We start from the raw sequence: 23,244 nt of genomic DNA, 5'->3' as shown, positions 1-23,244 counted from the left end.
TTCTCGCAATGACTTAAAATAGAATAATGAAAATATTAGCAAATGACGGACTTTCTCAAAGCGGAATAGATGCTTTAGAAAAAGGAGACTTTGAAGTAATAAATGTAAAAGTTGCTCAAAGTCAGTTAGAAAATTACATCAATGAAAATAATATTGATGCAATTTTAGTTATGAACTCTACACAAGTAAGACAAGAATTAATTGAAGCTTGCCCAAGTTTAAAACTTATTGCATCTGGAGGTAAAGATTTAGAAAATATAGATGTTGACTATGCTGAAGATAATGGCTTACACGTAATTAACGCACCTAATGCTTCTTCTAGTTCTGTTGCAGAATTAGTTTTTGCACACTTATTTGGTATGGTTCGTTTTTTACATTCTTCTAACAGAGAAATGCCTTTAGAGGGCGATACGCGTTTTAAAGATTTAAATAAAGCCTACGCTCAAGGTGTAGAGTTACGAGGTAAAACATTAGGTATTATTGGTTTTGGAAAAGTAGGCCAACAAGTAGCTAAAATAGGTTTAGGATTAGGGATGAAAGTTGTTGCAACAGATTCTATTATTGAGTCTGCTCCTATTGTTTTAGAGTTTTTTAATGGTCAAAAAGTAACAATTCATATAGATACAGTTTCTCAAGACGAATTATTAAAAGAAGCTGACTTTATTTCTTTAAACGTTTCTGAACAAGATGATTACCTTATATCATCAACAGAAATAGAAAAAATGAAAGATGGTGTAGGAATTGTTAATGCTTCTAAAGGTGGTGTTTTACACGAAGTAGATTTAGTAAAAGGTATAGAAAGTGGTAAAATACAATATGCTGGGTTAGATGTTTATGAAACAGAACCTGCACCTGCTGTTCAACTTTTAATGAATCCAGAAATTTCTTTAACTCCTCATATTGGTGGAGAAACACAAGAATCGAAAGATAGAATTGGTACGGAACTAGCAACACAAATAATTAACTTATTAGGATAACAATTTTTAGTGAAAAACTAAGAATTATTCAAATTTATATATGGCCATTGTAAAACCTTTTAAAGCTGTAAGACCTAGTAGAGACAAAGCTGCTTTGGTTTCTTCTAAATCTTACGAAATTTATACTCCAGAAATGCTACATTCTAAATTAGCATTTAATCCATTTACATTTTTACATGTTATTAATCCTGGCTATAAATACCATAAGCAAGATGTTAGTGGCGATTTAAGGTTTAAATTGGTTCATAATCGTTATTTAGAATTTAAAGAAGATAAAATTTTTAAACAAGATAAATCTCCTGCTTTTTATATTTATAAGAAAACTACAGCAACAAATTCTTTTTGCGGAATTATAACTGCTACTTCTGTAGAAGACTATCATAAAAACGTAATAAAAAAGCATGAAGGAACACTTAAGGAAAGAGAACTATTATTTGAAAATTATCTTAAAAATACTGGTTTTAATGCAGAACCTGTTTTACTAACGTATCCAGATAATGATGTAATTAAAACCATTATAGAAAAATATAAAAAGCAAAGACCAGAATACGAATTTTCTACTACAGACAAAGATTTACATTTACTTTGGGTTGTAGATCAAAAAGAAGATATTGAACAAATTATAGAGGCTTTTAAGAAAATAGACACATTATATATTGCAGACGGCCATCATAGATCTACTTCATCTTGTTTGTTAGCTCAAAACTTAGCAAAAGAAAACGAAAATCATACGGGAAATGAAGACTATAATTTTTTTATGAGCTATTTATTACCAGAGAGTCAATTAAGTATTTATGAGTTTAATAGATTTATAAAAGATTTAAACGGTTTTACTGCAGATGAATTTCTTATTGAATTAGATACATTTTTTAGAATAGAAAAAAGAGGCCAAGAGCTTTATAAACCTAAAGAAAAACATCATTTTTGTATGTATTTAAATGGTGATTTTTATGCATTGTATTTACGAAAATCTATATATAAATTTACAGATTCTTTAAGTAAATTAGATGCAGAAATCCTATATCAAACTGTATTAAAACCTATTTTAGGAATAGAAGATATTAGAAATGCTTCTAAAATATTGTATTCACAGAATAAAACGGATAGTTTAGAGTTAAAAACGAAGGTTGATACTGGTGATTATAAAGTTTCTTTTGGTATGCTACCAACTACCATTAAAGAACTAAAAGGTATTGTTGATGCAGGCTTAATGATGCCTCCAAAAACAACTTATATAGAACCAAAATTAAGAAGTGCTTTAACAATTTATGAATTCTAATTAAATCTAGTACTCACAAACATTATGATTTCTAAAAACTTACAACATATTAAATCTACTTTACCAGAGCATGTAACTTTGGTTGCTGTTTCTAAAACGAAACCTATTTCAGATATTAAAGAAGCTTATAGTGCTGGTCAGCGTATTTTTGGGGAAAATAAAATTCAAGAAATGGTTGATAAATATGATGCTTTACCAAAAGACATCGAATGGCATATGATTGGGCATTTACAAAGCAATAAAGTTAAGTATATGGCTCATTTTGTTAATTTAATTCATGGAGTAGATAAGTTTAAAACGTTAAAAGAAATTAATAAGCAAGCTAAAAAACACAATAGAGTTATAAATTGTTTATTGCAAGCAAAAATTGCTAAAGAAGAAACTAAGTTTGGTTTTACTTTTAATGAGATTGAAAACATTTTAACATCAAAAGAAACAGCTGAATTACAAAACATTAATATTATTGGATTAATGGGAATGGCTACTTTTACAGATAATGAGGAGCAATTAAAAGATGAATTTTTATCACTTAAAACTTTTTTTGATTTGCATAAACTGCAAACTTTATCAATGGGAATGAGTGGAGATTATAAATTAGCTATTGAAAATGGGAGCACTATGATTAGAGTTGGTAGCTCTATATTTGGTCACCGTAATTATAATCAGTAATTTTATCAAAAAAGAAAAAGGGAATTGTACGCTATTTTAGACATAGAAACTACAGGAGGAAAGTTTAACGAAGAAGGAATTACCGAAATTGCCATTTATAAATTTAATGGACATGAAGTTGTAGACCAATTTATTTCTTTAGTAAATCCAGAAAAACCTATTCAAGAATTTGTTGTAAGACTTACGGGCATTAACAATAAAATGCTTAGAAATGCTCCTAAGTTTTATGAAGTAGCCAAACGAATAGTAGAAATTACTAAAGACTGTATTATAGTAGCTCATAATTCTAGTTTCGATTATCGAATTTTAAGAACAGAATTTGATCGTTTAGGTTTCGATTATTGCAGAAATACACTTTGTACAGTAGAGTTAAGTAAACAACTCATATTAGATCAACCTTCATATAGTTTAGGTAAACTTACTAAATCTTTAGGAATTCCAATTACAGATAGACATAGAGCAAATGGCGATGCATTAGCAACTGTACAATTATTTAAATTATTATTAGAAAAAGATATTGAAAAAACGATCGTTCAAAATGCTGTAAAATATTTTGATAAAAGATTAAAAAAAGAAAAATTGAAATCTTTAATTGATAATATACCTGCTACTTTAGGTGTTTTCTATATTCATAATGCTGATGGAAAAGTTATTTATATAGGGAAAGGAAATAATATTAAATCTGAGATTAATAGATTATTTTTAAAAATAACTAAAAGAGCTGTAAAAGTTCAAGATAGAGCAGATTCAGTTTCTTTTGATAAAACAGGTAATGAGCTTTTTACAAGATTAAAATATTATTTAGAATTAGAACATTTAGCTCCTAAATATAACTTTAAAAAGAAATTTAAAATATTAGAAGATAATTTTAATAATGATAATTTTATTATAGTTAATAAAGGAAGAGAAATTGAAGAAAATGCTGTTATATTAATTGAAAACAATGTAGTTTTCGGTTACGGTTACACTAATTTAGCATTGCAAGAGAACAATATAAATGTTCTAAAAACTGTTTTAACTCCTATCGAGAATAAAGATGCTTCTAAAAACATAATTAAAAATTATTTAGTTAAAAATAATGTTCAAAAAATAATTAGGTTGTAATTATAAAACCTCTTTCCTCTTTTTAAACTATTTTAAAAAACATCTAAAATACTTGTTTCTAACAAAATACAAAGAAATAATATTTATTTTCCAAAAAACGAATATTATATAAAATTCTTAAAATTTCTGGAGTTTTAAATTATGGGTATGGCTTAATATTTGGCCAAAGCGATAACAATAGCTTTCGCTTTTATCTATCTGCTAGTGGTAGTTATAAAATTGCGAAAACAATTAATAGTAAAGAACAACTCGTAAAAAAATGGACAGAATCTCATTTAATAAAAAAAGGTAGCATGAAATCTAACATTATAAAAGTTAAAAAACAAGATGGCTTTTTTAAGTTTTATATTAATGGTTCTTTTGTTTATAAAATGGATTTTTTACCTTTTTACGGTAATGAAATTGGCTTTTCAATTTTTAATGATCAAGAAATTGCAATCGATTATTTAAGAATTAAATACCTAGATTAAAACCAATTACAATTTTAAAAGCTTAAAAATACGTCAAATGACGTATTTTTTTTTGAGGTAAAATTTAGAATTTTGTTTTGTAACATTAAAAAACTCAAAATGAAAAAACTGCTAATTTTATGTTTTATTGTTTTTACATCAACAATAGCGTATTCCCAATTTCCTACAGGATTAGAAGCCTCTAGCGATGAAGAATATAATAGTATTCCAACCATTGTACCACTAGTTAGTAGAAGTTTTAACACACTACCAAGCTCATATAGTTTAAAAGCCTATTGCCCTACTCCAAAAAGTCAAGGAAATCAATCTTCTTGTGTAGGTTGGGCAAGTGCACATGGAGCAAGAACAATATCTAATGCAGTAAAAAATGGGTGGAAAAATAATATTACTAAAATAAATGCAAATACTTTTTCTCCTGCTTTTATTTACAATTCGATTAAAAGCCCTAGAAAAACCGACAATACTTTAGATACTAAATGCGAAAGAGGATCTAGTTTAACAAATGCAGCTTTAGTTTTAAAAAAATATGGAGTAGTTAAAAATACAGATTTCCCATATAATGTAAATAATTGTACAACAAAACCAACAAATTACCTTTTTACCAAAGCTTCTAAACATAAAATAAGTCATTTTGAAAAGTTAAATGATAAAGGATATAACGCAAACTTAGTAAATAATGTTAAAAAAGCATTATCTAAAAATCACCCTGTTCTTTTTGGTTTACTTGGTTATAATAACATTTCGTTTCATCCAAATACATATGTGTATAAAAAAAATTATGGAGCAAAAGGGCATGCATTAGTTGTTGTTGGGTATGATGATAATAAATATGGAGGTGCTTTTGAAATTATGAACTCTTGGGGTTCTTGGTGGGGAAATAAAGGTTTCTTTTGGATAAAATATGAAGACTACAAAGAACAAGCAAAAGAAAATTATGTAATAGTAGATCAATTAAATAACCCAAATCCTTCTCCAAACACCAATTATGTTACAGGAAATAAATTAGGAGGAGAAATGACATTAAAATTAAGCTCTGGCTCTAATATGCCAATAAGTTTAGCAGAAGGAGCCACAAGAAATTTTAATATTGTAAAAGCTACAAAAACTACTTATAAAGTAAATAAAGCATATACTTCTGGCACTCAGTTTAGAATTTATTTAAAAAGTAAGCAGCGGGGCTATGTATACTTAATTGGTTACGGATCTTCAGACAAATCTGTTAATAAATTATATCCTTTTGGTAGTTATAGCGATTTCTTTAATTACACCAATAGCGAAATAGCATTACCAAATGAAGACTATTTTATAGAGTTTGACAATAAACCTGGTAGAGATATACTTTGTGTGTTATATAGCAAAGAAAAATTAAACATAAATAATATAGTTAGTAAAGCTAAATATAGTTCTGGAGATTTTGTATCTAGAATAAAGAAAGCTTTATCTTATAAAATGTTTAAAGGGTCTGATATTACTTTTAGTAAGGATAAAATTGCATTTAATGCATCTTCGAAAAATTTGTCTTCAAAAGTTGTTCCCGTTTTCATAGAAATGAACCATCAATAAAAAACAGAAATGAGAATCTTAAAAAACATATTATTTCTTTTTTTATGCACTCAGTTTTCGGCCATTTGTCAAACCCAATATTCTAATTATGCTTATGAAGAAAATTTTGACACTAAAAATTCATGGCCTCAAGGAGAAAATAAAAAAAGAGCTTTAAAAACTTATAATGGACGTTATTATTTTGAACACAAAGAGAAAGTAAATAACTGGCAAATTTCTACATCTGCTTATAATTTAGATACTACAAGAGATTTTGAAATTACTACTTCTATTCAAAAAATATCAGGAACAGATAATTCTGGAATTTCATTTTTATATGATTATAAAGATATTAAAAACTATAAAGAATTTGGATTTACAACTAACGGTTACTTTAGAATTGCTGAATCTGTAAACGGTACTTATAAAAATGAAAAAAATGGACAAAATCTGACAACGTAAAGACTGGTAATTATGGAGTAAACGAACTTAAAATTAAAAAAACTGGTAACTCAATTAGTTTTATAATTAATAATAAGAGTCTTCATACCATAACTTACAAGGGCTTTGTAGGAAATAAAATTTCTATTATTATTTATAAAAATCAAAAAATATCTATAGATTATATTAAAACTAAATATCTATCAAAATCTATTACAAACTCTAAAAAAAGGTAACAAAATCTTTACTTTTCGAAGGCTTTAACGATAATAAGAATAGTTGGCCAATTACAAAAAACGATGAAATTGAATTAGGTGTAAAAGATGGAAATTATATTTTTGATCATAAAAGAGAAAATGGTGGATGGAGTTCTACAATTTTAAAAAAGATAAATTCTGAAAGAGATTTTAACATTAAAGCACAAATAAAAAAAGTAAGCGGTATAAATAACAATGGTTTTGGTTTAATATTTGGAAGGCAAGACAACAACAACCAAAATGAATTTTTTATTACTTCTGGTGGTTCATATATGATTAAAAACTTTGAAAATGGGAAAAGCAAAACAATAAAAGAATGGACTGTTTCTGAACATATTAAAAAAGGAAATTCTTACAACTACTTAGAAGTTAAGCATATTAATAATACTTTCGAATATTATATAAACAACAAATTAGTATATACAAATTATGCTGCAAAAATGTATGGAGATAGATTAGGCTTTATAGTTTATAATAGGCAAAAAATTTCTGTTGGTTATTTAAGTGTTAATTATATAAATAAAAAAGTAAAATCAAAAATTTCATTAGAAAAAGACATTGTATTTTTAGACGAATTTAATAATAATAGTAATAACTGGAACGAGTTAAATAACGAATCTGTTAATTTTTATTTTTCTGATGGAAACTATTATTTAGACCATAAAAAAGATGAAACTGGCTATTTAGCTTATATAAACAAGAACTTTGATAGCTCTAAAGATTTTGAGATTGAAACAAAGTTTAAACATGTTTCTGGAGACACAAATTCTCCTTATGGATTACTTTGGGGTAAAAAAGACGAAAATTATTTACAAATTCTTTTAACAGCTACCGGATATTACAAGGTTAAAAGAGTTATCAATAATAAAAATGAAGAGATTATAAAATGGGTTAAATCTTCTGCAATTAATATTGGTAGCGGAAAATCGAATATATTAAAAGTTAAAAAAGAAGGTGAATATTATAAATTGTTTATAAATAGTACATACTTAACAAAAATAGATTTCGAAGCTTTTTTTGGTTCTGAAATAGGATATGGAATTTATTACAAACAAAAAATTGCCATAGATTATTTAAAAATTAATCAAGATAAAACCAATATTATAAAACCTACAAAGAAGGATAAAACTCTTACTGTTCCTCTTTATGATAGTTTTAATTCGAATACTAATAATTGGAATTTAGATAATGCAAGCGATTATTCTGTAGCAATAAACAATGGTAAATTAAATTTAAAAAGAAAAAAAGTGGAGGTAGTTTTATCAGTAGAACAATTGATATTAATTCTTATAAAGATTTTATAATTGAAACGGCTATTAATCAAAAAAATGCTTCACAAGATGGTATGTTCGGTATTACTTTTGGTAGAAAAAACTCTTCTAATGAATTTTCATTTCTAATTTCTAGTAATGGTAATTATAAATTTAGAAAGTTTTTAAATAACGTAAATAATGACATTATTCCTTATACTTATTCTTCTGCAATTAAAACAGGTTCCAATGAAATTAATAAATTAAAAATTGTAAAATCTGGTCAACTATTACGGTTTTACATCAATGATATATATATAAATGAAACTCCTTTTCAACCTTTTTTTGGTAATAAATTTGGTTATACAGTTTATTTTGAAAGAGAAATTGCTGTAGATTATTTAGATATAAAATATCAAACCACAAGTTATAATAATCCTCCAATAGTTAAAATAATTGAACCATCGGTAGAAGTAGAAAGAGGTTTTAAAATAGTAAAATCAAAAAGAATTTTAGTAAAAGGTGTTGCTACAGATGTTGATGGAATTTATGAAATAACAGTAAACGGAACTGAAGCAAATGTTGCAGAAGATGGTACTTTTTCTGCAAATGTGCCTTTAAAATACGGAAAAAACGAGTTAATTGTAAAAGCTACCGATTTAAAACAAGCATCTTCATCAAAAACATTTATTATAAAACGAGCTTCATCCAACTCCAACCCTACTCCAATTGTTCATGAAAAGCTAGATATTGGGTTTGGTAAATATTACGCGTTAATTATTGGTGTTAGTGAGTATGATGATAAAACTATACCCGATTTAAATGGAGAACCTACTAAAGATGCACAAAACTTAGCAAATGTTTTAATAAGTAATTATACTTTTAATAAAGAAAATGTAACTGTTTTAAAAAACCCAACTGAAAATCAAATTAATAGAGAGTTTATAAAATTAAGTAGAAAAATAAATAAGAATGATAATTTAGTAATTTTCTATGCCGGACATGGTAATTATGATAAAAAAACCGAAAAAGGATATTGGATGCCATCAAATTCGAACAGAGATTTTGAAGAAAACATTATTTTAAACACAAGTATAGTTACTTATATAAAGGCAATACCTTCTAAACACACCTTATTAATATCAGATGCGTGTTTTAGTGGTAGTATTTTAACAAGAACAAGAAGTTTATCTAATGCCTCTAATGCTGTTAAAGCAAAATATGCATTAACAAGTAGAAAAGCCATAACAAGCGGTGCACTAGAAACCGTACCTAATAAAAGTGTGTTTATGGAGTATTTAATAAAAAAACTCAAAGACAATTCTAGAGAATATCTTTCTGCCGGACAATTATTTAATATGATTGAAGACCCTATTATAGACAACCCTAGAGGAGATAAAACACAAAGACCTATTTATGCACCAATTAGTGGAACTGGAAATGAAGGTGGCGATTTTATTTTAATTAGAAGAAACTAACTCAATTAATTTTAATTATCTATTTTAGCTCTTGATACAATTTATGAATCAAGAGCTTTTAATTTTACAGTTTCAACAAAAAGACGTGAAAGCGTATGAAAAACTATACAATCTTTATTGTAATAGTATTTCTGGTGTTGTAAATAACATTGTTAAAAATGATGATGTTACTCAAGAAATAACCCAAGATGTTTTTATAAAAGCATGGAATAAAGCAGATTCTTACTCAGCAAAAAAAGGACGATTTTTTACGTGGTTACTAAATATAGCAAGAAATGCTGCTATAGATTATACACGTTCTAAAAAATTTAAACAGTCTAAACAAAACCTTAATTCAGATTTTTTCGTAGATATATTAGAAAGCAGTTCTAGTTTAGATAACTCTACAAATGCAATTGGCTTAAAAAAGTTTGTGACTAAGTTAGGAGATAAATGTAAAGCTGTTATAGAATTATTATATTTTAAAGGATTTACACAAAAAGAAGCATCAGAAGAATTAAAAATGCCTTTAGGCACCATAAAAACAAGAAATAGATCTTGCATTGGCGAATTAAGAACAATGTTAGACGTATAAAAAATGAATATTAAAGATTACATAGCATCTGGAATTTTAGAACTGTATGTTGCTGGCTCACTTTCTGAAAAGGAAAATGAAGAAGTATACAATACAATTATGGAAAATTCTGAATTATTAGCAGAAGTAGAATCGATAGAAAAAGCGATTCTGCAATTTACTGCTGCAACTAAAAAAGATGCTTCATATTCATTTAACAATATAAAAAATCAATTAAAAGTTGATGCCCCAAAAGTGATACCAATTTCGAAACCAAAAACTAATTGGTTACAATATTCTGGTTGGGCAACTTCTTTATTAATTGGTAGTATTTTAATTTTTACACTTTCCAAAAACAATCAATTAAAAGAACAAGTTGCTTCTGAAAAGCAATTACTAGAAGCGCAAATAGATAGTGCATCTACTAATTTAGCAGCAGCAGAAAAGCTAATTGAAGTTTTTAGAGATAAAGACATTATTTCCATCCCTTTGGCAGGTCAAAAAGTATCACCTACATCTTATGCTAAAGTTTATTGGGACAAAAAAGAAAATTCTATTTACCTAGATGCTAAAGGTTTACCAGAACCTCCAAAAGGAAAAGTATACCAAGTTTGGTCTTTAAAACTAAGCCCATTAACTCCTACTAGTTTAGGTACTTTAGATTCTTTTACTGCTGATGCAAACAAGATTTTCACTATAAATAATGCAAATGAGTCAGAAGCATTTGGTATTACTCTTGAACCTGCAGGTGGTAGCTCCTCTCCTACTTTAGAACAACTTTATACTTTAGGTGCTATTTCTTCTTAATTTTTTTATTTATCCTTATATAAAATATTAATAAGCTGGAATTAATCATTTTTCACAAAAAAATAATTTACTGAATTTATTTAATAGCAAAAAATAAAAAAAGTCTTAGATTTACGTTTATATGCTATGAAAAAAATAACTTTAAGTACTGCTAAGCTTAGAAATAAAAATGTTTTAACAATTGAATTTATTTTTGATCTTGAAATAAAAAAACGTCTTAAAAGTCTCGATATTATCAATTGGAGTCAAACTTTAAGATCTTATTATGTAGAATTATCCTTAGAAAACTTAAGGATAGTTTTTACACATTTAAAAAATCCTAATTGGCATATTGATTATGCAACACTCCAACAATTTATTAATAAAAGTAAAATAACAGAAAAACAAAAATCTCATTTAATTGATAAAATTCCTGAATCAATAAAAAATGATTTGAATAAATATAAAAAATGGTTATATCAAAAACGATTGAGTAAAAACACTATTAACACTTATGTAGACGTTACCACTACATATATTAAGTATGCACTTTTAAAAAAAGCTGATATTTATTCTACAAAAATAGTGGAAGCTTTTAGTTATGATTATATTTATATTCCTAATAAATCTATTTCATATCAAAATCAATTTATAAGTGGTATAAAAAAGTTTTTTGAGTATAAAGGTTTCTCTTATGAAGAAGTTCATCTCGAAAGACCTAGAAAAGAAAAAAGATTACCAATTGTACTTAGTGGAAATGAAATAAAAGCAATTTTTAACACTATTACTAACCTTAAACATAAGGTGCTTTTAAGTTTATTATATTCTGGAGGATTAAGAATTGGAGAAGCAATAAATTTAGAGATTACTGATATAGATAGTGAAAGAATGCTAATTCATATAAAGCAAGCTAAAGGAAAAAAAGATAGATATACACTTTTGTCTCCAGCATTTGTGAAAATTTTAAGAGAATATTATATTGCATATAAACCAGAAAAATATTTATTTGAAGGTCAAAAAGGAGGGAAATATAGCAATACAAGTGCGCAAAAAGTATTAAAAAATGCACTTTTTAAGGCCGGAATAAAGAAGAAGATAACTCTTCATTCTTTAAGACATAGTTTTGCAACACATTTATTAGAAAAAGGCACCGATATTAGATATATTCAAGAATTATTAGGTCATAGTAGCCCAAAAACTACAATGATTTATACCCATGTAACAGATACTAGTTTAAAAAAAATTAAAAATCCATTTGATGATCTATTTTAATCTATTATTTTTATAACAAAGAAAGATATAAAGTAACTAAACTTCTGCATATCATTCTCAATTAGACTAAAAAACGGATAAAAGCTCCGTATATAAATAAGTTGTACACAATAAACCACGAAAATGACATTAGATAAATTATTAACTGAATTTTATGCAAAAAACGGAATTCCAAAAGATGGTGGAATTGACGACGATACTTTTGAATTTAAAGTGTTTGGACTTAAATTAAATTTACCTAATCCGGAATTCAGAAGAGAAGCATTACATATTCACGACATTCAACATATTTTAAATAATTGTGACACTTCTTGGAAAGGAGAAGGGTTTATTGCTGGTTGGGAAATTTCAACTGGAATATGGAAACATTTTCAATTAGGTTTTTTGAGTTTATGGGCAATGGGTTACAGTTTATGGATTTATCCAAAATCAGTTTTTAAAGGTTTTAAGAAAGGAATAAATGAAATAGGAATAATCGATTTAAAAATTAGTAAATCCAACTTTATGAAAATGGAATATTCTGAACTAATTAGAATTACTAAAAAAGAAAATACGACAGAAATGAATTTTCTACAGTGGACTAAATTTCTATTTTGGATAATTACAAGTCAAATAATTTTTCTTTTTCCACTCATTGCTATAGGAATTGGATTGACATTTATAATGAAATAAAAATTACTGTGTACAACACCGTATAAACTTTATTGCTGGCTTCTTGCCCACTTACGAAAGTCCTCGCGGACTTTCTTGGTTAGTAATTATTTACTAAATTAGTTGCTTGAAACACGCAACAAAGCTTATACAACAACGTTGTATGCCATTTGACCAAACCAAGAACAATCCATCAAAAAAATGAAATATGTCTAATTTTAAATTACTTTTTTCCGACTATTTTGAAATTGACAATTCAACTTTAGAAAAATTTGGAGCATTAAATATTTGTTTGAGTTCTGACTTACCAATGTTTATTGACCCATTTTTATTATTTGCATCTGAAAAACCAGAATATAAAGAACTTCATAAAAAAGTAGTTGAACATTTACTAATTTTAAAAGAATTTGCGACAGAAAATAACGGAATAGATGTCAATTTAAATCTATTCAAATTTCCCGAAATCAAACAAAATTGGTTAGGATTGGCAAAATATGGAAATGGAGGAAAAGGATTAGGAAAGAAATTTGCAAATGGAGCTATTACAGCTTTTAATGGTTTTTATAGCACTTTTGGAGAAGAAGAAATAACTGCCGAAACTCATATAGAAAAATTGACTCTTTTAAATTCTGGAGTTGGAAAAGATTTTATTAGTGATTTTACGACAAACTTAATACAAGAATATCTACTTGAGTTTACCGAAAATTTCGCAAAAAAGCATTTAAAAGAAAATCAAACTAAAGACTTTTCAATAAGGTGTCGATTCGATAAAAAAACAAAAATATGGCAACCTAGAACTTTTAAACTGCCATACTTTTTTAGAGAAAACGGTGGAGATTTCATTATTCTAACACCTTTAGATATTTTAACAGTAGATGATGCTGTAATCAACAATTCTGATTTTTATTCAAGCTTTAACAATGTAACAAGGTCTTTAGAAAATTCATCTTTACGTTCAGCTATTAATGATTTTTTTAGGTCTCATTTACCAAGAAAACCAAAAAAGAAAGATAAAGAATATGCATTCTTAAAAACAATCAGGAAATTCCCTGATTTAGTAGACTTTTATATAAAACTAAAAGAAGACAAAAAGTATGAAGTTACTTCTGCTTCTATGTCGCAAATTAATGAACTAAAAGAAAAATTAGTTGATGCTCTAACACCACTATGCGAGTTACTAAATAAGAATAGTGATTTTTACAAATTACAGTCAAATAGTTATGATGAATCTCTTAAAAGAGCTTTGTATCTAAAAGACGTAATCGAAAATAATGATGGTTATCGTATTTTCTACGATGGTCATAGACCTATTGCGAAGGAAGACACTATACAAAGAATATTTAGATTGACTTGGTATGCTTCACCATATGATGTTAATGCGGAAGTAAATAATGGTCGTGGTCCAGCAGATTATAAAGTTTCTTTTGGAAGTGGAGATTCAACTATTGTTGAATTTAAGTTAGCTAAATCAACTTCGTTAAAGAGAAACTTAGAAAACCAAACAGACGTCTATAAATCTGCATCAAAATCTGCTAGTGATATTTCAGTAGTTTTATGTTATACATCATCAGATATCCGAAAGGTCAATAAAGTTTTAAAAGAAATTAAAAAAGAGAATCACGAAAACATAGTAGTAATAGACGCAACAAGAAAAGCATCAGCTTCTAAAGTTTAATAATCGGAATGAAAAAAAACGGCATACAACACCGTATAAAATTAATTGCTGGTTCTAGCCTACTTACGAAAGTCCTCGCGGACTTTCTATCTGTGATTTATTTGCTAACTTTAGTGCTTAAAACACGCAACTAATCTTATACAAACCCGTTGTACACAAGCTGAATCCAGCCGCACAGTCAAGCACATTTCATTTTTTTCGTGCCTCAAAAAATAAAAAGAGCTTGCCTTTTCCCAACGCTGAAAATAAGTTTTATGAAGATGATTTTTATATGTCAAAAAAATTGTTTATGGACTGAGAAATATATAACTTTGCCAAAATTGGGTAAAACAATAAAAAGTATAATAAACTAATGGCAAGTTTCGGAAACTACATAAAAACTCACCGAGAAGAAAAAGGCTGGAGTCAGACTGAATTCGGAGCGAAAGTCAAAATTAATACACCTGCTGTTAGTAAAATTGAGAATGACCATAAAAAATTTCCAGTTGGCAAATTGAAATTACTTGCCCAATTATTTGAACTAGATTACAACCAAGTTAAAGACTTGTATTTTGCAGACAAATTTGCAAAAGAAGCTTTTGAATATAAATGTTCTGATAAAATTTTTAAAGTTGCAGAAGACCAATCAACATATATCAAAGCAATAAACGCAAAACAAGGAAAATTAAAATTCTAATCGAGATGGATACAAAGAAACTCATACAAGTATTAGGATTTATACCTAAAGAAAACACTTCTGGAATTTTTCATAAAAACTATAATGGATATTCAATTGAAATTGATTTTGAAAAACAACAATTTGATTTCGGAAGCAAAATAATTGGAGGAAGAACAACTACTCAAAATTTCTCACAAGCTGAAAATTGGGTTGTTTTAGAGTGTATAGACAGATTACTAGAAAAAGGGTACAAACCAGAACATATAGTTTTAGAAAAAAAATACACAGTCGGACACGGAGCAAGTGGTGGTTGGCTCGATATTCTAGTTACTCGTAAAGATGGCTCTGCTTATTTAATGATAGAATGTAAGACTTGGGGAAAAGAATTTGAAAAAGAGTTTAAAAAAACCGAAACAAATGGCGGTCAGTTAATGACCTATTTTCAACAAGACAAGTCTGCTGATATTTTGATGTTATATGCTTCTAAATTAGACAAAAACAAAATCCAGTTTAAAAATGAAATAATAAAAATTGAGGAGCATTACAGACAAGCTGGAAATGTAGAAGATGTTTATGATAGATGGAATAAAGTAACCAATACCAACGGAATATTTGACGATTGGGTAAAACCTTATTTGTTTGAAAGCAAGAAACTAACCAAAGATGATTTAAAAACACTGAACGAAGAAGATAGTAAAAAAATATTTCACGAATTTTTATCTATACTTAGAAAGCATTCTGTCTCAGACAAACCCAACGCATTTAATAAGATTTTTAATCTTTTTCTCGCTAAAATATTTGATGAAAAAAAGAGAGATGATAAGGAACTTGATTTTCAATGGAAAGAACACAAAGACAATGCAGTTGATTTTCAAATCAGACTTATAAACCTATACAAATCTGGAATGTATGACTTCTTAAAAAAAGAAGTTAGAGGAATTTCAGATGATATGTTTAGCTATAAAACTCAAAAAGAATTAGAAGAAAAAAAGAAACATATTTTACTATTCAATAAGGTTTACGATATAAAGGATGTATTTGATGAAGAAACTTTTGAGGACAATCAAAAAGTATTAAAAGAAGTAGTTCAATTACTTCAAAAATTTAGAATTCGTTATCCTAGAAAACAACAACATTTAAGCGATTTCTTTGAACGTCTTTTAACAACTGGGTTGAAACAAGAAGCTGGTCAGTTTTTCACACCACCACCAATTACACGTTTCATAGTTCGCTCATTACCTATTTCACAATACATAAAGAAACAATTAAACCAATCAATTCCAGAACTTCCTGCTGTGATTGACTATAGTGTTGGTAGTGGTCACTTCTTAACCGAAGTAATGGAAGAGTACCAACGTACTATTGAGAATGATATTGATACCTCTAAATTAGAAACACAAGAAGCTGAAGATTTTGTGGAAGTTTGGAGAAAAAAGAAATACGATTGGGCAAGTAAATATGTTTATGGTATAGAAAAAGATTATCGTTTAGTAAAAGTCGCAAAAGTTGGCTGTTATTTTTATGGAGATGGTTTAGCACAAGTTATTCACGGAGATGGATTAGATAGTTTCAAACATTCCAAAAGTTACAGAGGACTATTAAAGAAAAATGCTGAAAAACCTCAATTTTCGTTTATTGTTTCTAATCCGCCATATTCTGTAAGTTCTTTTAAAGGTGATTTGAAAAATGCTTCCGCTAATGAGGATTTTAAATTGTTTGACAGTCTAAGCGATAGAAGTTCTGAAATAGAATGTTTGTTTATTGAACGTACTAAACAATTACTAAAAACAGACGGTATTGCAGCCATAATATTACCAAGTTCTATTTTAAGTAATTCGGGTTTATATTCACAAGCAAGAGAGATTATTTTAAAAGCTTTTGACATAATAGCAATTACAGAACTAGGCTCTGGCACTTTTATGGCTACAGGAACAAATACGGTTACTTTATTTTTAAAACGTAGAGAAGATACTATTGCCGAACAAGTAGAAAAATCTCTAGCTACATTCTTTACAAATCTTAAAGACATTACTATAAACGGTATTGAAAAACCAATAGAGAAATATATATCTCACGTTTGGGAAAACATTTCTTTTCAAGATTATAAAACCTTATTGCAGAAAAAACCGAACGAAGCTATAAAGCAACACGAAATATTTAATGAATACGACAAAAAGATAAAAGCTAAAAAGGAAGATGAAAAATGGAGTAAAATACTAGAAATAGAAAAAGACAAATTACTTTATTTTATTCTAACATATAATCAAAAAGTTGTTTTAGTAAAAACAGGTCAAAAGGCAAAAGAAAAACAGTTTTTAGGTTACGATTTTAGTAATCGTAGAGGGAATGAAGGAATGCACCCTATAAAACGTAGCAAAACCATTGACGAATGCACACAGCTTTATGATATGAAAAGTTTCACTAACGAAAATAAAGCTAGCACTTATATATACAGAGCGTTTACTGAAAACAAGTTCGATTTAGACATTCCTGAAACGCTTCAAAAAAACGTAAGCTATCAAAATTTAATTGATATGCTAACATTTGACCGAGCAGATTTTGAGCAAAACATATCGCTTTCAGTTAAAAAAAGTAAAAATTCAGACTAAGTGGAATGTATTCCCACTCAAAGAATTTGTTAATCTTCAAAATGGTTTTGCTTTCAAAAGTGCTGATTATGTTGAAAGTTCAAACGTTTTGAATTTTAGACAAGCAAATATTAGACTGAAAGGAGTATTAGATTTAGATTATAAAAAAACTTTTCTACCTGATAACTTTTCAGAAAAGTATAAAGATTTTGTTTTAAAAGACGGAGATATTGTTATTGCAATGACTGATATGAATAGTGATTTAAATCTACTTGCAATTCCCACCATTTTTAAAAATACAAGTAGAACTACTTTTCTTTTGAACCAAAGGGTTGGAAAGTTTATAAACTTTAAACTTGATAAAATTATCCCTAGTTATCTAAATAGTATTTTAAAATCTGAAATTAGTAGAACTCAACTTAGAAACTTAGGTTTTGGGAGTGTTCAATTTAATTTATCTAAAACAGATTTATTAAATTTTAAAATACCTCTTCCAACGTTAGATATTCAACAAAAGATAGTTGATGAAATTGAGGTTTTAGAAAAGCAAGAGCAAGATTTACAAAATATAATACTAACGCATAAAGAACACATTAATACTTCTTTAGAAACCTTGTTTAATAAAGCAACTAAATCTGTACGATTAAGCGACACAGATATTTTTGAAACTAAAATTGGAAAAAGAGTTTTAAAAAGTGAAATAAGCAATCAAGGGAAATATCCTGTGTACAGTGCCAATGTTTTTGAACCTTTTGGGTTTATAAATAAAGAACTTTTAACCGATTTTTCAACTTCTTCGGTAGTTTGGGGAATAGACGGTGATTGGATGGTAAATGTAATTCCTGCAAACATACCATTTTATCCAACCGATCATTGTGGTTATTTGAGAATTAAACAACCAATAGCAAAAGCTAGATATATTGCATATTGTTTAGACAAAGAAGGAAAGCAAATTGGGTTTTCAAGAACAAAAAGAGCTTCAATAGATAGAATCGAAGGAATTAAAATCCCACTTCCCACAATGGCAGAACAGGAAAAAGTGGATGTTGAAATAGAAAATTTAGAGAATGAAATTACGGAATTTGAAAAACAAATAGCTGAAATTCCAAAACAGAAAGAAGCCATATTGAAAAAATATTTGGAATAAAGCCAACGCAAGTTCAAGCACATTTAAAGTTTGTTCGTGCCTCACAAATTTAAAAGAGCTTTCACGCCAACGCTGATTGACAAACTGAATGAAAAAAAGCCAGTGTACAACAATGTATAAAAATAATAGCGGTTTAAGTGATAAAACGAAAGTATAAACATAAAATAAAGGTCAGTTCTAAACCGAAAAGTTAGTGTGTAAAATCCGCTACTATTCTTATACTAGACCGTTGGCACCAATAAAAAACTGAAACCGAAAATTGTACTTTAAAAAAATAAATATACCTGAATTGAGTTCTGAAAAAATAGAACGAAACATTAGATTATTGTCATTAAAGAGACATACATCTTTAGATTTCAAATATGTTTCAACTTATATAAATGAACCGAATAAATTCTTTTTAGGTTATGAAAATAAAAACCGAATTGACTTGTTGAGAATTTCATCACCTTTTGAGAAATTACTTCCGAAAATGATTGTGACTTTTGAGAAGAATAATTTCAAAAACTATAAATTGAGATTTAAGCTAATTTCAATGATTTTAATTATTCTTTTAACAACTGTAATGATTCTGAATATATTTTATTCGATAAAATCTGGAAAATTAGAAAGCGATTTTATACTAATACTTTTTCTTAATCTGACTTTCTATTTACTTGCTTTTGTGGAATATAAACTTGTGAATAAAAAAATTCAAAAAGTAATAAATTGGAAAGAATGAAACAATACGAATGAAAAAATACTGGTGCCAACACCTTGTATAATTTATTGCTTGCAAATTGCTTACTTACGAAAATCCTCGCGGATTTTCTTGGTTAGTGTTTTATTTATTAACTTTATTGCTTAAAACCGCAACAAACCATACAAAACAACGTTGCCCACAATATGAAAAAACTGCTTGCCATCATAATTTTATTAGTATCTAACCTTTGTTTTAGCCAATTAAAATCAGTAATAATTGATAGTAAAACGAAAGAAAAAATACCTTATGTGAATATTTGGATAGAAAACGAAAACATTGGAACAACATCAAATGAAAAAGGAGAATTTGAATTAGAAATAGATAGCACAAAAAATATTCTATTTTCAGCAATAGGATTTGAGACAAAAAAATCTCGTCAGATTCAATTAAAAATATTCTTGAATTAAGACCAATAACGACTGAATTGGATGAAATAATTATAAATTCTAAAAAATTAACTCAAAAATTAATAGTCGGGAAATTTAAAAAATCTAAAATCAATCATTATTATCAAAATGGAATAAAGCCTTGGATAATTGCTCGATTTTTTGACTATAAAGAAAAATATAATAAAACGCCATTTTTGAAAAATATAAGACTTTTAACAAAAAGTGATGTTAAAAATTCAAAGTTTAATATTCGCCTTTATGCACTAAATGAAAATGGAGAACCAAAAAATTATATTTATGACAAAAACATAGTTGGAATTGCAAAAAAAGGAAAGAAAATAACTGAAATTGATATTTCAAAATTAAATATTGAATTTCCTGAAAAAGGTTTTTTTATTGCAATTGAATGGCTGATAATAGAAGAAAATAAATACGAATATAAATACACTATGCAAGGTTCAAGAAAAAAATAGAAGGAATATCTTATGAGCCTGCAATTGGAACTATTCCTGCTGAAACACCTGAAAATAGTTGGATTTTTAATCAAGGAAAATGGAAGAAAACCTCAAAAACTATGGGAACAACTAAAGAGTATGAAGGAAAATATATGTTAACAGCAATTGAATTAACCCTTACGAATTAAAAAATACTGTGGGCAACACCGTGTATAATTAATTGCTTGGTTATAGCCTACTTACGAAAATCCTCGCGGATTTTCTATTCGGTTTTTATTTGCTAACTTTCGTGCTGAACCACGCAACTAATCATACACAAACACGTTGTGGTTAATTAAAAACGAAAATCAGAAATATGAACAATATTGGAATAAAAATGAATACAATAGGAAGAATATTCTTGTTCATAATATCTTATTTTATAATAGTTGGAATATTTCAATATGTTGGAAGTTTAATTGCTGGAGTTGACTTCACAAATTTAGATTACGAAGAGACTTCAAAACAACTTTTAATAGTTGGATTTTTTGATTTATTTGGGACTTTTTTAGTGATTTTGCTTTTTATGAAATTTGTAGAAAAAAAGGAATTTATTTCACTTGGATTTCAAACTAAAAATAGATTTAATGAATTTATTTTTGGAATTATACTTGGTCTTATAATAATGTTAATTGGATACTTATTATTAATTTACTTGAAGGAAATATTTTTCTTAAATGTAAATTTTGACTTTAAGGAATTGATAATATCGATAATGCTTTTTACGATTGTTGCAATTGTTGAGGAAACACTTTTACGTGGTTATGTTTTAAGAAATTTAATGAGTTCATTTAATAAATATACTGCTTTAATTACTTCATCAATTCTTTTTTCTGTAATGCACAGTTTCAACCCGAATGTTGACTTATTCTCTTTATTTAACTTATTTTTAGCTGGAATAGTTCTCGGCTTATCTTACATACATACAAAAAATTTATGGTTTCCAATTGCAATGCATTTAAGTTGGAATTTATTTCAAACACTTTTTGGTTTTAATGTAAGTGGTAAAGACACTTACTCAATTATTGAATTTAAAATAAAAGAAGGAAATTTAATTAACGGTGGAGCATTCGGATTTGAAGGTTCATATTTATCTATTATTGCAGAAATAATAACTATAATAGGAATTGGAATTTATTACAGTAGAAAAATAACTAACCACAACACCGTATAAACTTTATTGCTGGCTTCTTTCCTACTTGCGAAAGTCCTCTCGGACTTTCTTGGTTAGTAATTATTTAGTAACTTTACTGCTAAACCAACGCACCAAAGCTTATACAACAACGTTGGCAAACATAAAATAAAAATCAAGAATGTAACAAAGTACTACTTTGAACTACTAATAATTAGTTAACATAAAAGCTACGAAAAATGAAAAAAACAATATTTCTCTTATTTACAATTATTTCCCTTTCCATTTACTCTCAACAAATTGAATTTGAAAAAGCAATAGGAAAAGAAAATGTTGAAACTCTGAATTCTCTGATTGCAGATTTTGAAACAAAAACATTGAAAAATAAATATCCAAATCTAAAAACTGAAAATGCTTACAAAGAATTTTTAAAAGATATTTTAAAGTATAACTATTCTCTTATGGAAAATAGAATATTCCCTGAAAGTAAATTAAAGCTGAATATTTATTGCGTATCTGATTCTGTTTGGATTGAAGAAAAAAGTCTTTCGTCTGGAAAAAAAGAGAAATTGTAAAAACAAAATATAAATGTTTAAAATCGAATAATGAATTAATTCACTCAAAATCTGAATCATATACTATAAATAAAAAAACAACAACACTTGATCTTTTTGAAAAAGCGAAAGAAGATGTTCAAGTTAATATGATAGGATCATATATAAAAGCCTTGGAAGAAATATCTAATAAATCAAAATTTTTAGATTTTTATTTAGAAAATATTAAAATGACAGCTGACCCAATTCATCCTTTTAGAATGTCTGAATATATATTGACAAATAACATTGACATAAATGACTATTTTACGAAAAGATTGATATTTATAAATATGTTTTATAGATAAATTACGTTTGCCAACACCGTATATAATTTATTGCTGGCTTCTTGCCTACTTGCGAAAGTCCTCGCGGACTTTCTTGGACGGTAATTATTTACTAAATTGGTTGCTTAAACCACACAACAAATCATATACAAACACGTTGGCAACAATATAAAGAGATAATAAAAAGAATAGATAGTGAATGAAAAGGAATATGGAAAAATAAGAAATTGAAAATGAAAATTAACGAAAAAATAAAAAAAGTAATTGCTAAAGAATTTTTGTTTTTACTCGGAAGTGTAATCTTGTCTATATTAATACTTTCAATATGGTCTTTATTTATTAATATAAATCAAAATAAAGAAAATGAGTTACACCGAAAAGTTCTGAAATTAAAGAAATATGAAAACTCACCTTATAGACTGAAAATATATTATTATTTAAAAAATGAATTATACGATGATTATAATTTTAAATACAAATTAGAAAAAGATGTAATATTCCTATCTAAAATTAAAAATAATGAAAAATCAAATCACGTTTACGACTTCATAAAAGAAAATGGAATTATGAAAATAACTAAAGAAGATTTTTATAGTAGAATATTGAAAGATAATGAATCTGAAAACCACTTATCTGAAACAGTTTTATTTCAAAAAAAATTATATGATACAAGAAATTCATTCTTTAATAAAAGTATTGATAATGAAGAAATTTTAGGAATATGTTTGACTGTATTTTCTATATTTTTCATTTTAAGATATTTAATTTATGGAACAAAATGGAGTATAAAACAATTGAAAGTTAAATAAA

At 27.3% G+C, this 23,244-nt stretch carries 23 protein-coding genes; all 23 read left to right on the top strand.

Annotated elements, in window-relative coordinates:
- Positions 1 to 26 precede the first annotated feature (26 nt).
- The 23 genes from N5A56_RS05155 (at position 27) to N5A56_RS05045 (ending at position 23,243) form a co-directional block, all read left to right on the top strand.
- Positions 27 to 977 (top strand): D-2-hydroxyacid dehydrogenase, encoded by a 951-nt coding sequence (locus tag N5A56_RS05155; RefSeq protein ID WP_265724524.1) that lies wholly within the window; start codon positions 27 to 29, stop codon positions 975 to 977.
- 40 nt (positions 978 to 1,017) lie between these two features.
- Positions 1,018 to 2,256, top strand: coding sequence for a DUF1015 domain-containing protein (locus N5A56_RS05150; protein WP_265724523.1), 1,239 nt, complete (start codon positions 1,018 to 1,020; stop codon positions 2,254 to 2,256).
- 21 nt (positions 2,257 to 2,277) lie between these two features.
- Positions 2,278 to 2,925, top strand: a complete 648-nt coding sequence (locus N5A56_RS05145) for a YggS family pyridoxal phosphate-dependent enzyme (protein WP_420793197.1) — start codon at positions 2,278 to 2,280, stop codon at positions 2,923 to 2,925.
- Between the two features lie 24 nt (positions 2,926 to 2,949).
- Positions 2,950 to 4,029, top strand: a complete 1,080-nt coding sequence (locus N5A56_RS05140; RefSeq protein WP_265724521.1) for an exonuclease domain-containing protein — start codon at positions 2,950 to 2,952, stop codon at positions 4,027 to 4,029.
- A 293-nt stretch (positions 4,030 to 4,322) separates the two neighbouring features.
- On the top strand, positions 4,323 to 4,499 hold the full coding sequence (locus N5A56_RS05135) for a hypothetical protein (protein WP_265724520.1): 177 nt from the start codon (positions 4,323 to 4,325) through the stop codon (positions 4,497 to 4,499).
- 99 nt (positions 4,500 to 4,598) lie between these two features.
- A complete protein-coding gene (locus N5A56_RS05130; protein ID WP_274270252.1) occupies positions 4,599 to 6,062 on the top strand; it encodes a C1 family peptidase in 1,464 nt (487 codons plus the stop codon).
- Positions 6,063 to 6,071: 9 nt separating this feature from the next.
- The gene (locus N5A56_RS05125; protein WP_274270251.1) at positions 6,072 to 6,503 is read left to right on the top strand and encodes a hypothetical protein; all 432 of its coding nucleotides are present in this window, start codon (positions 6,072 to 6,074) and stop codon (positions 6,501 to 6,503) included.
- Positions 6,504 to 7,011: 508 nt separating this feature from the next.
- The gene (locus tag N5A56_RS05120; RefSeq protein WP_274270250.1) at positions 7,012 to 8,043 is read left to right on the top strand and encodes a hypothetical protein; all 1,032 of its coding nucleotides are present in this window, start codon (positions 7,012 to 7,014) and stop codon (positions 8,041 to 8,043) included.
- 41 nt (positions 8,044 to 8,084) lie between these two features.
- Positions 8,085 to 9,467, top strand: coding sequence for a caspase family protein (locus tag N5A56_RS05115; RefSeq protein ID WP_265724517.1), 1,383 nt, complete (start codon positions 8,085 to 8,087; stop codon positions 9,465 to 9,467).
- 43 nt (positions 9,468 to 9,510) lie between these two features.
- Positions 9,511 to 10,041 (top strand): RNA polymerase sigma factor, encoded by a 531-nt coding sequence (locus N5A56_RS05110; protein WP_265724516.1) that lies wholly within the window; start codon positions 9,511 to 9,513, stop codon positions 10,039 to 10,041.
- Positions 10,042 to 10,044: 3 nt separating this feature from the next.
- The gene (locus N5A56_RS05105; RefSeq protein WP_274270249.1) at positions 10,045 to 10,827 is read left to right on the top strand and encodes an anti-sigma factor; all 783 of its coding nucleotides are present in this window, start codon (positions 10,045 to 10,047) and stop codon (positions 10,825 to 10,827) included.
- 126 nt (positions 10,828 to 10,953) lie between these two features.
- Positions 10,954 to 12,078 carry a tyrosine-type recombinase/integrase gene (locus tag N5A56_RS05100; RefSeq protein WP_265724514.1) on the top strand — a complete coding sequence of 375 codons (1,125 nt, stop codon included), beginning with the start codon at positions 10,954 to 10,956 and terminating at the stop codon, positions 12,076 to 12,078.
- 123 nt (positions 12,079 to 12,201) lie between these two features.
- On the top strand, positions 12,202 to 12,750 hold the full coding sequence (locus N5A56_RS05095; protein ID WP_265724513.1) for a hypothetical protein: 549 nt from the start codon (positions 12,202 to 12,204) through the stop codon (positions 12,748 to 12,750).
- Positions 12,751 to 12,937: 187 nt separating this feature from the next.
- Positions 12,938 to 14,404, top strand: coding sequence for a hypothetical protein (locus N5A56_RS05090; protein ID WP_265724512.1), 1,467 nt, complete (start codon positions 12,938 to 12,940; stop codon positions 14,402 to 14,404).
- A gap of 352 nt (positions 14,405 to 14,756) precedes the next feature.
- Complete coding sequence (locus tag N5A56_RS05085) at positions 14,757 to 15,080, top strand: helix-turn-helix domain-containing protein (RefSeq protein ID WP_085766299.1); 324 nt, start codon at positions 14,757 to 14,759, stop codon at positions 15,078 to 15,080.
- A 5-nt stretch (positions 15,081 to 15,085) separates the two neighbouring features.
- Positions 15,086 to 17,671 carry an HsdM family class I SAM-dependent methyltransferase gene (locus N5A56_RS05080; protein WP_274270248.1) on the top strand — a complete coding sequence of 862 codons (2,586 nt, stop codon included), beginning with the start codon at positions 15,086 to 15,088 and terminating at the stop codon, positions 17,669 to 17,671.
- Entirely contained in the window at positions 17,607 to 18,797 is a 1,191-nt protein-coding gene (locus tag N5A56_RS05075; protein WP_337994765.1) for a restriction endonuclease subunit S, read from the top strand. Before N5A56_RS05080 ends, N5A56_RS05075 begins: the two co-directional genes overlap by 65 nt.
- A gap of 885 nt (positions 18,798 to 19,682) precedes the next feature.
- Positions 19,683 to 19,946 carry a carboxypeptidase-like regulatory domain-containing protein gene (locus N5A56_RS05070; RefSeq protein ID WP_265724508.1) on the top strand — a complete coding sequence of 88 codons (264 nt, stop codon included), beginning with the start codon at positions 19,683 to 19,685 and terminating at the stop codon, positions 19,944 to 19,946.
- Between the two features lie 17 nt (positions 19,947 to 19,963).
- A complete protein-coding gene (locus N5A56_RS05065; RefSeq protein WP_265724507.1) occupies positions 19,964 to 20,401 on the top strand; it encodes a hypothetical protein in 438 nt (145 codons plus the stop codon).
- 337 nt (positions 20,402 to 20,738) lie between these two features.
- Entirely contained in the window at positions 20,739 to 21,596 is an 858-nt protein-coding gene (locus N5A56_RS05060; protein ID WP_265724506.1) for a CPBP family intramembrane glutamic endopeptidase, read from the top strand.
- A 197-nt stretch (positions 21,597 to 21,793) separates the two neighbouring features.
- Positions 21,794 to 22,129 carry a hypothetical protein gene (locus N5A56_RS05055; protein ID WP_265724505.1) on the top strand — a complete coding sequence of 112 codons (336 nt, stop codon included), beginning with the start codon at positions 21,794 to 21,796 and terminating at the stop codon, positions 22,127 to 22,129.
- Between the two features lie 128 nt (positions 22,130 to 22,257).
- Complete coding sequence (locus N5A56_RS05050; RefSeq protein ID WP_274270247.1) at positions 22,258 to 22,455, top strand: hypothetical protein; 198 nt, start codon at positions 22,258 to 22,260, stop codon at positions 22,453 to 22,455.
- Positions 22,456 to 22,667: 212 nt separating this feature from the next.
- Positions 22,668 to 23,243, top strand: a complete 576-nt coding sequence (locus N5A56_RS05045; protein WP_265724504.1) for a hypothetical protein — start codon at positions 22,668 to 22,670, stop codon at positions 23,241 to 23,243.
- Position 23,244 lies beyond the last annotated feature (1 nt).

Origin of the sequence: Polaribacter ponticola (assembly GCF_026191475.2) — a bacterium.
Lineage (GTDB): Bacteria > Bacteroidota > Bacteroidia > Flavobacteriales > Flavobacteriaceae > Polaribacter > Polaribacter ponticola.
Note: the sequence above shows the minus strand (reverse complement) of the source record. Positions and strands in the feature narration are given on the sequence as shown.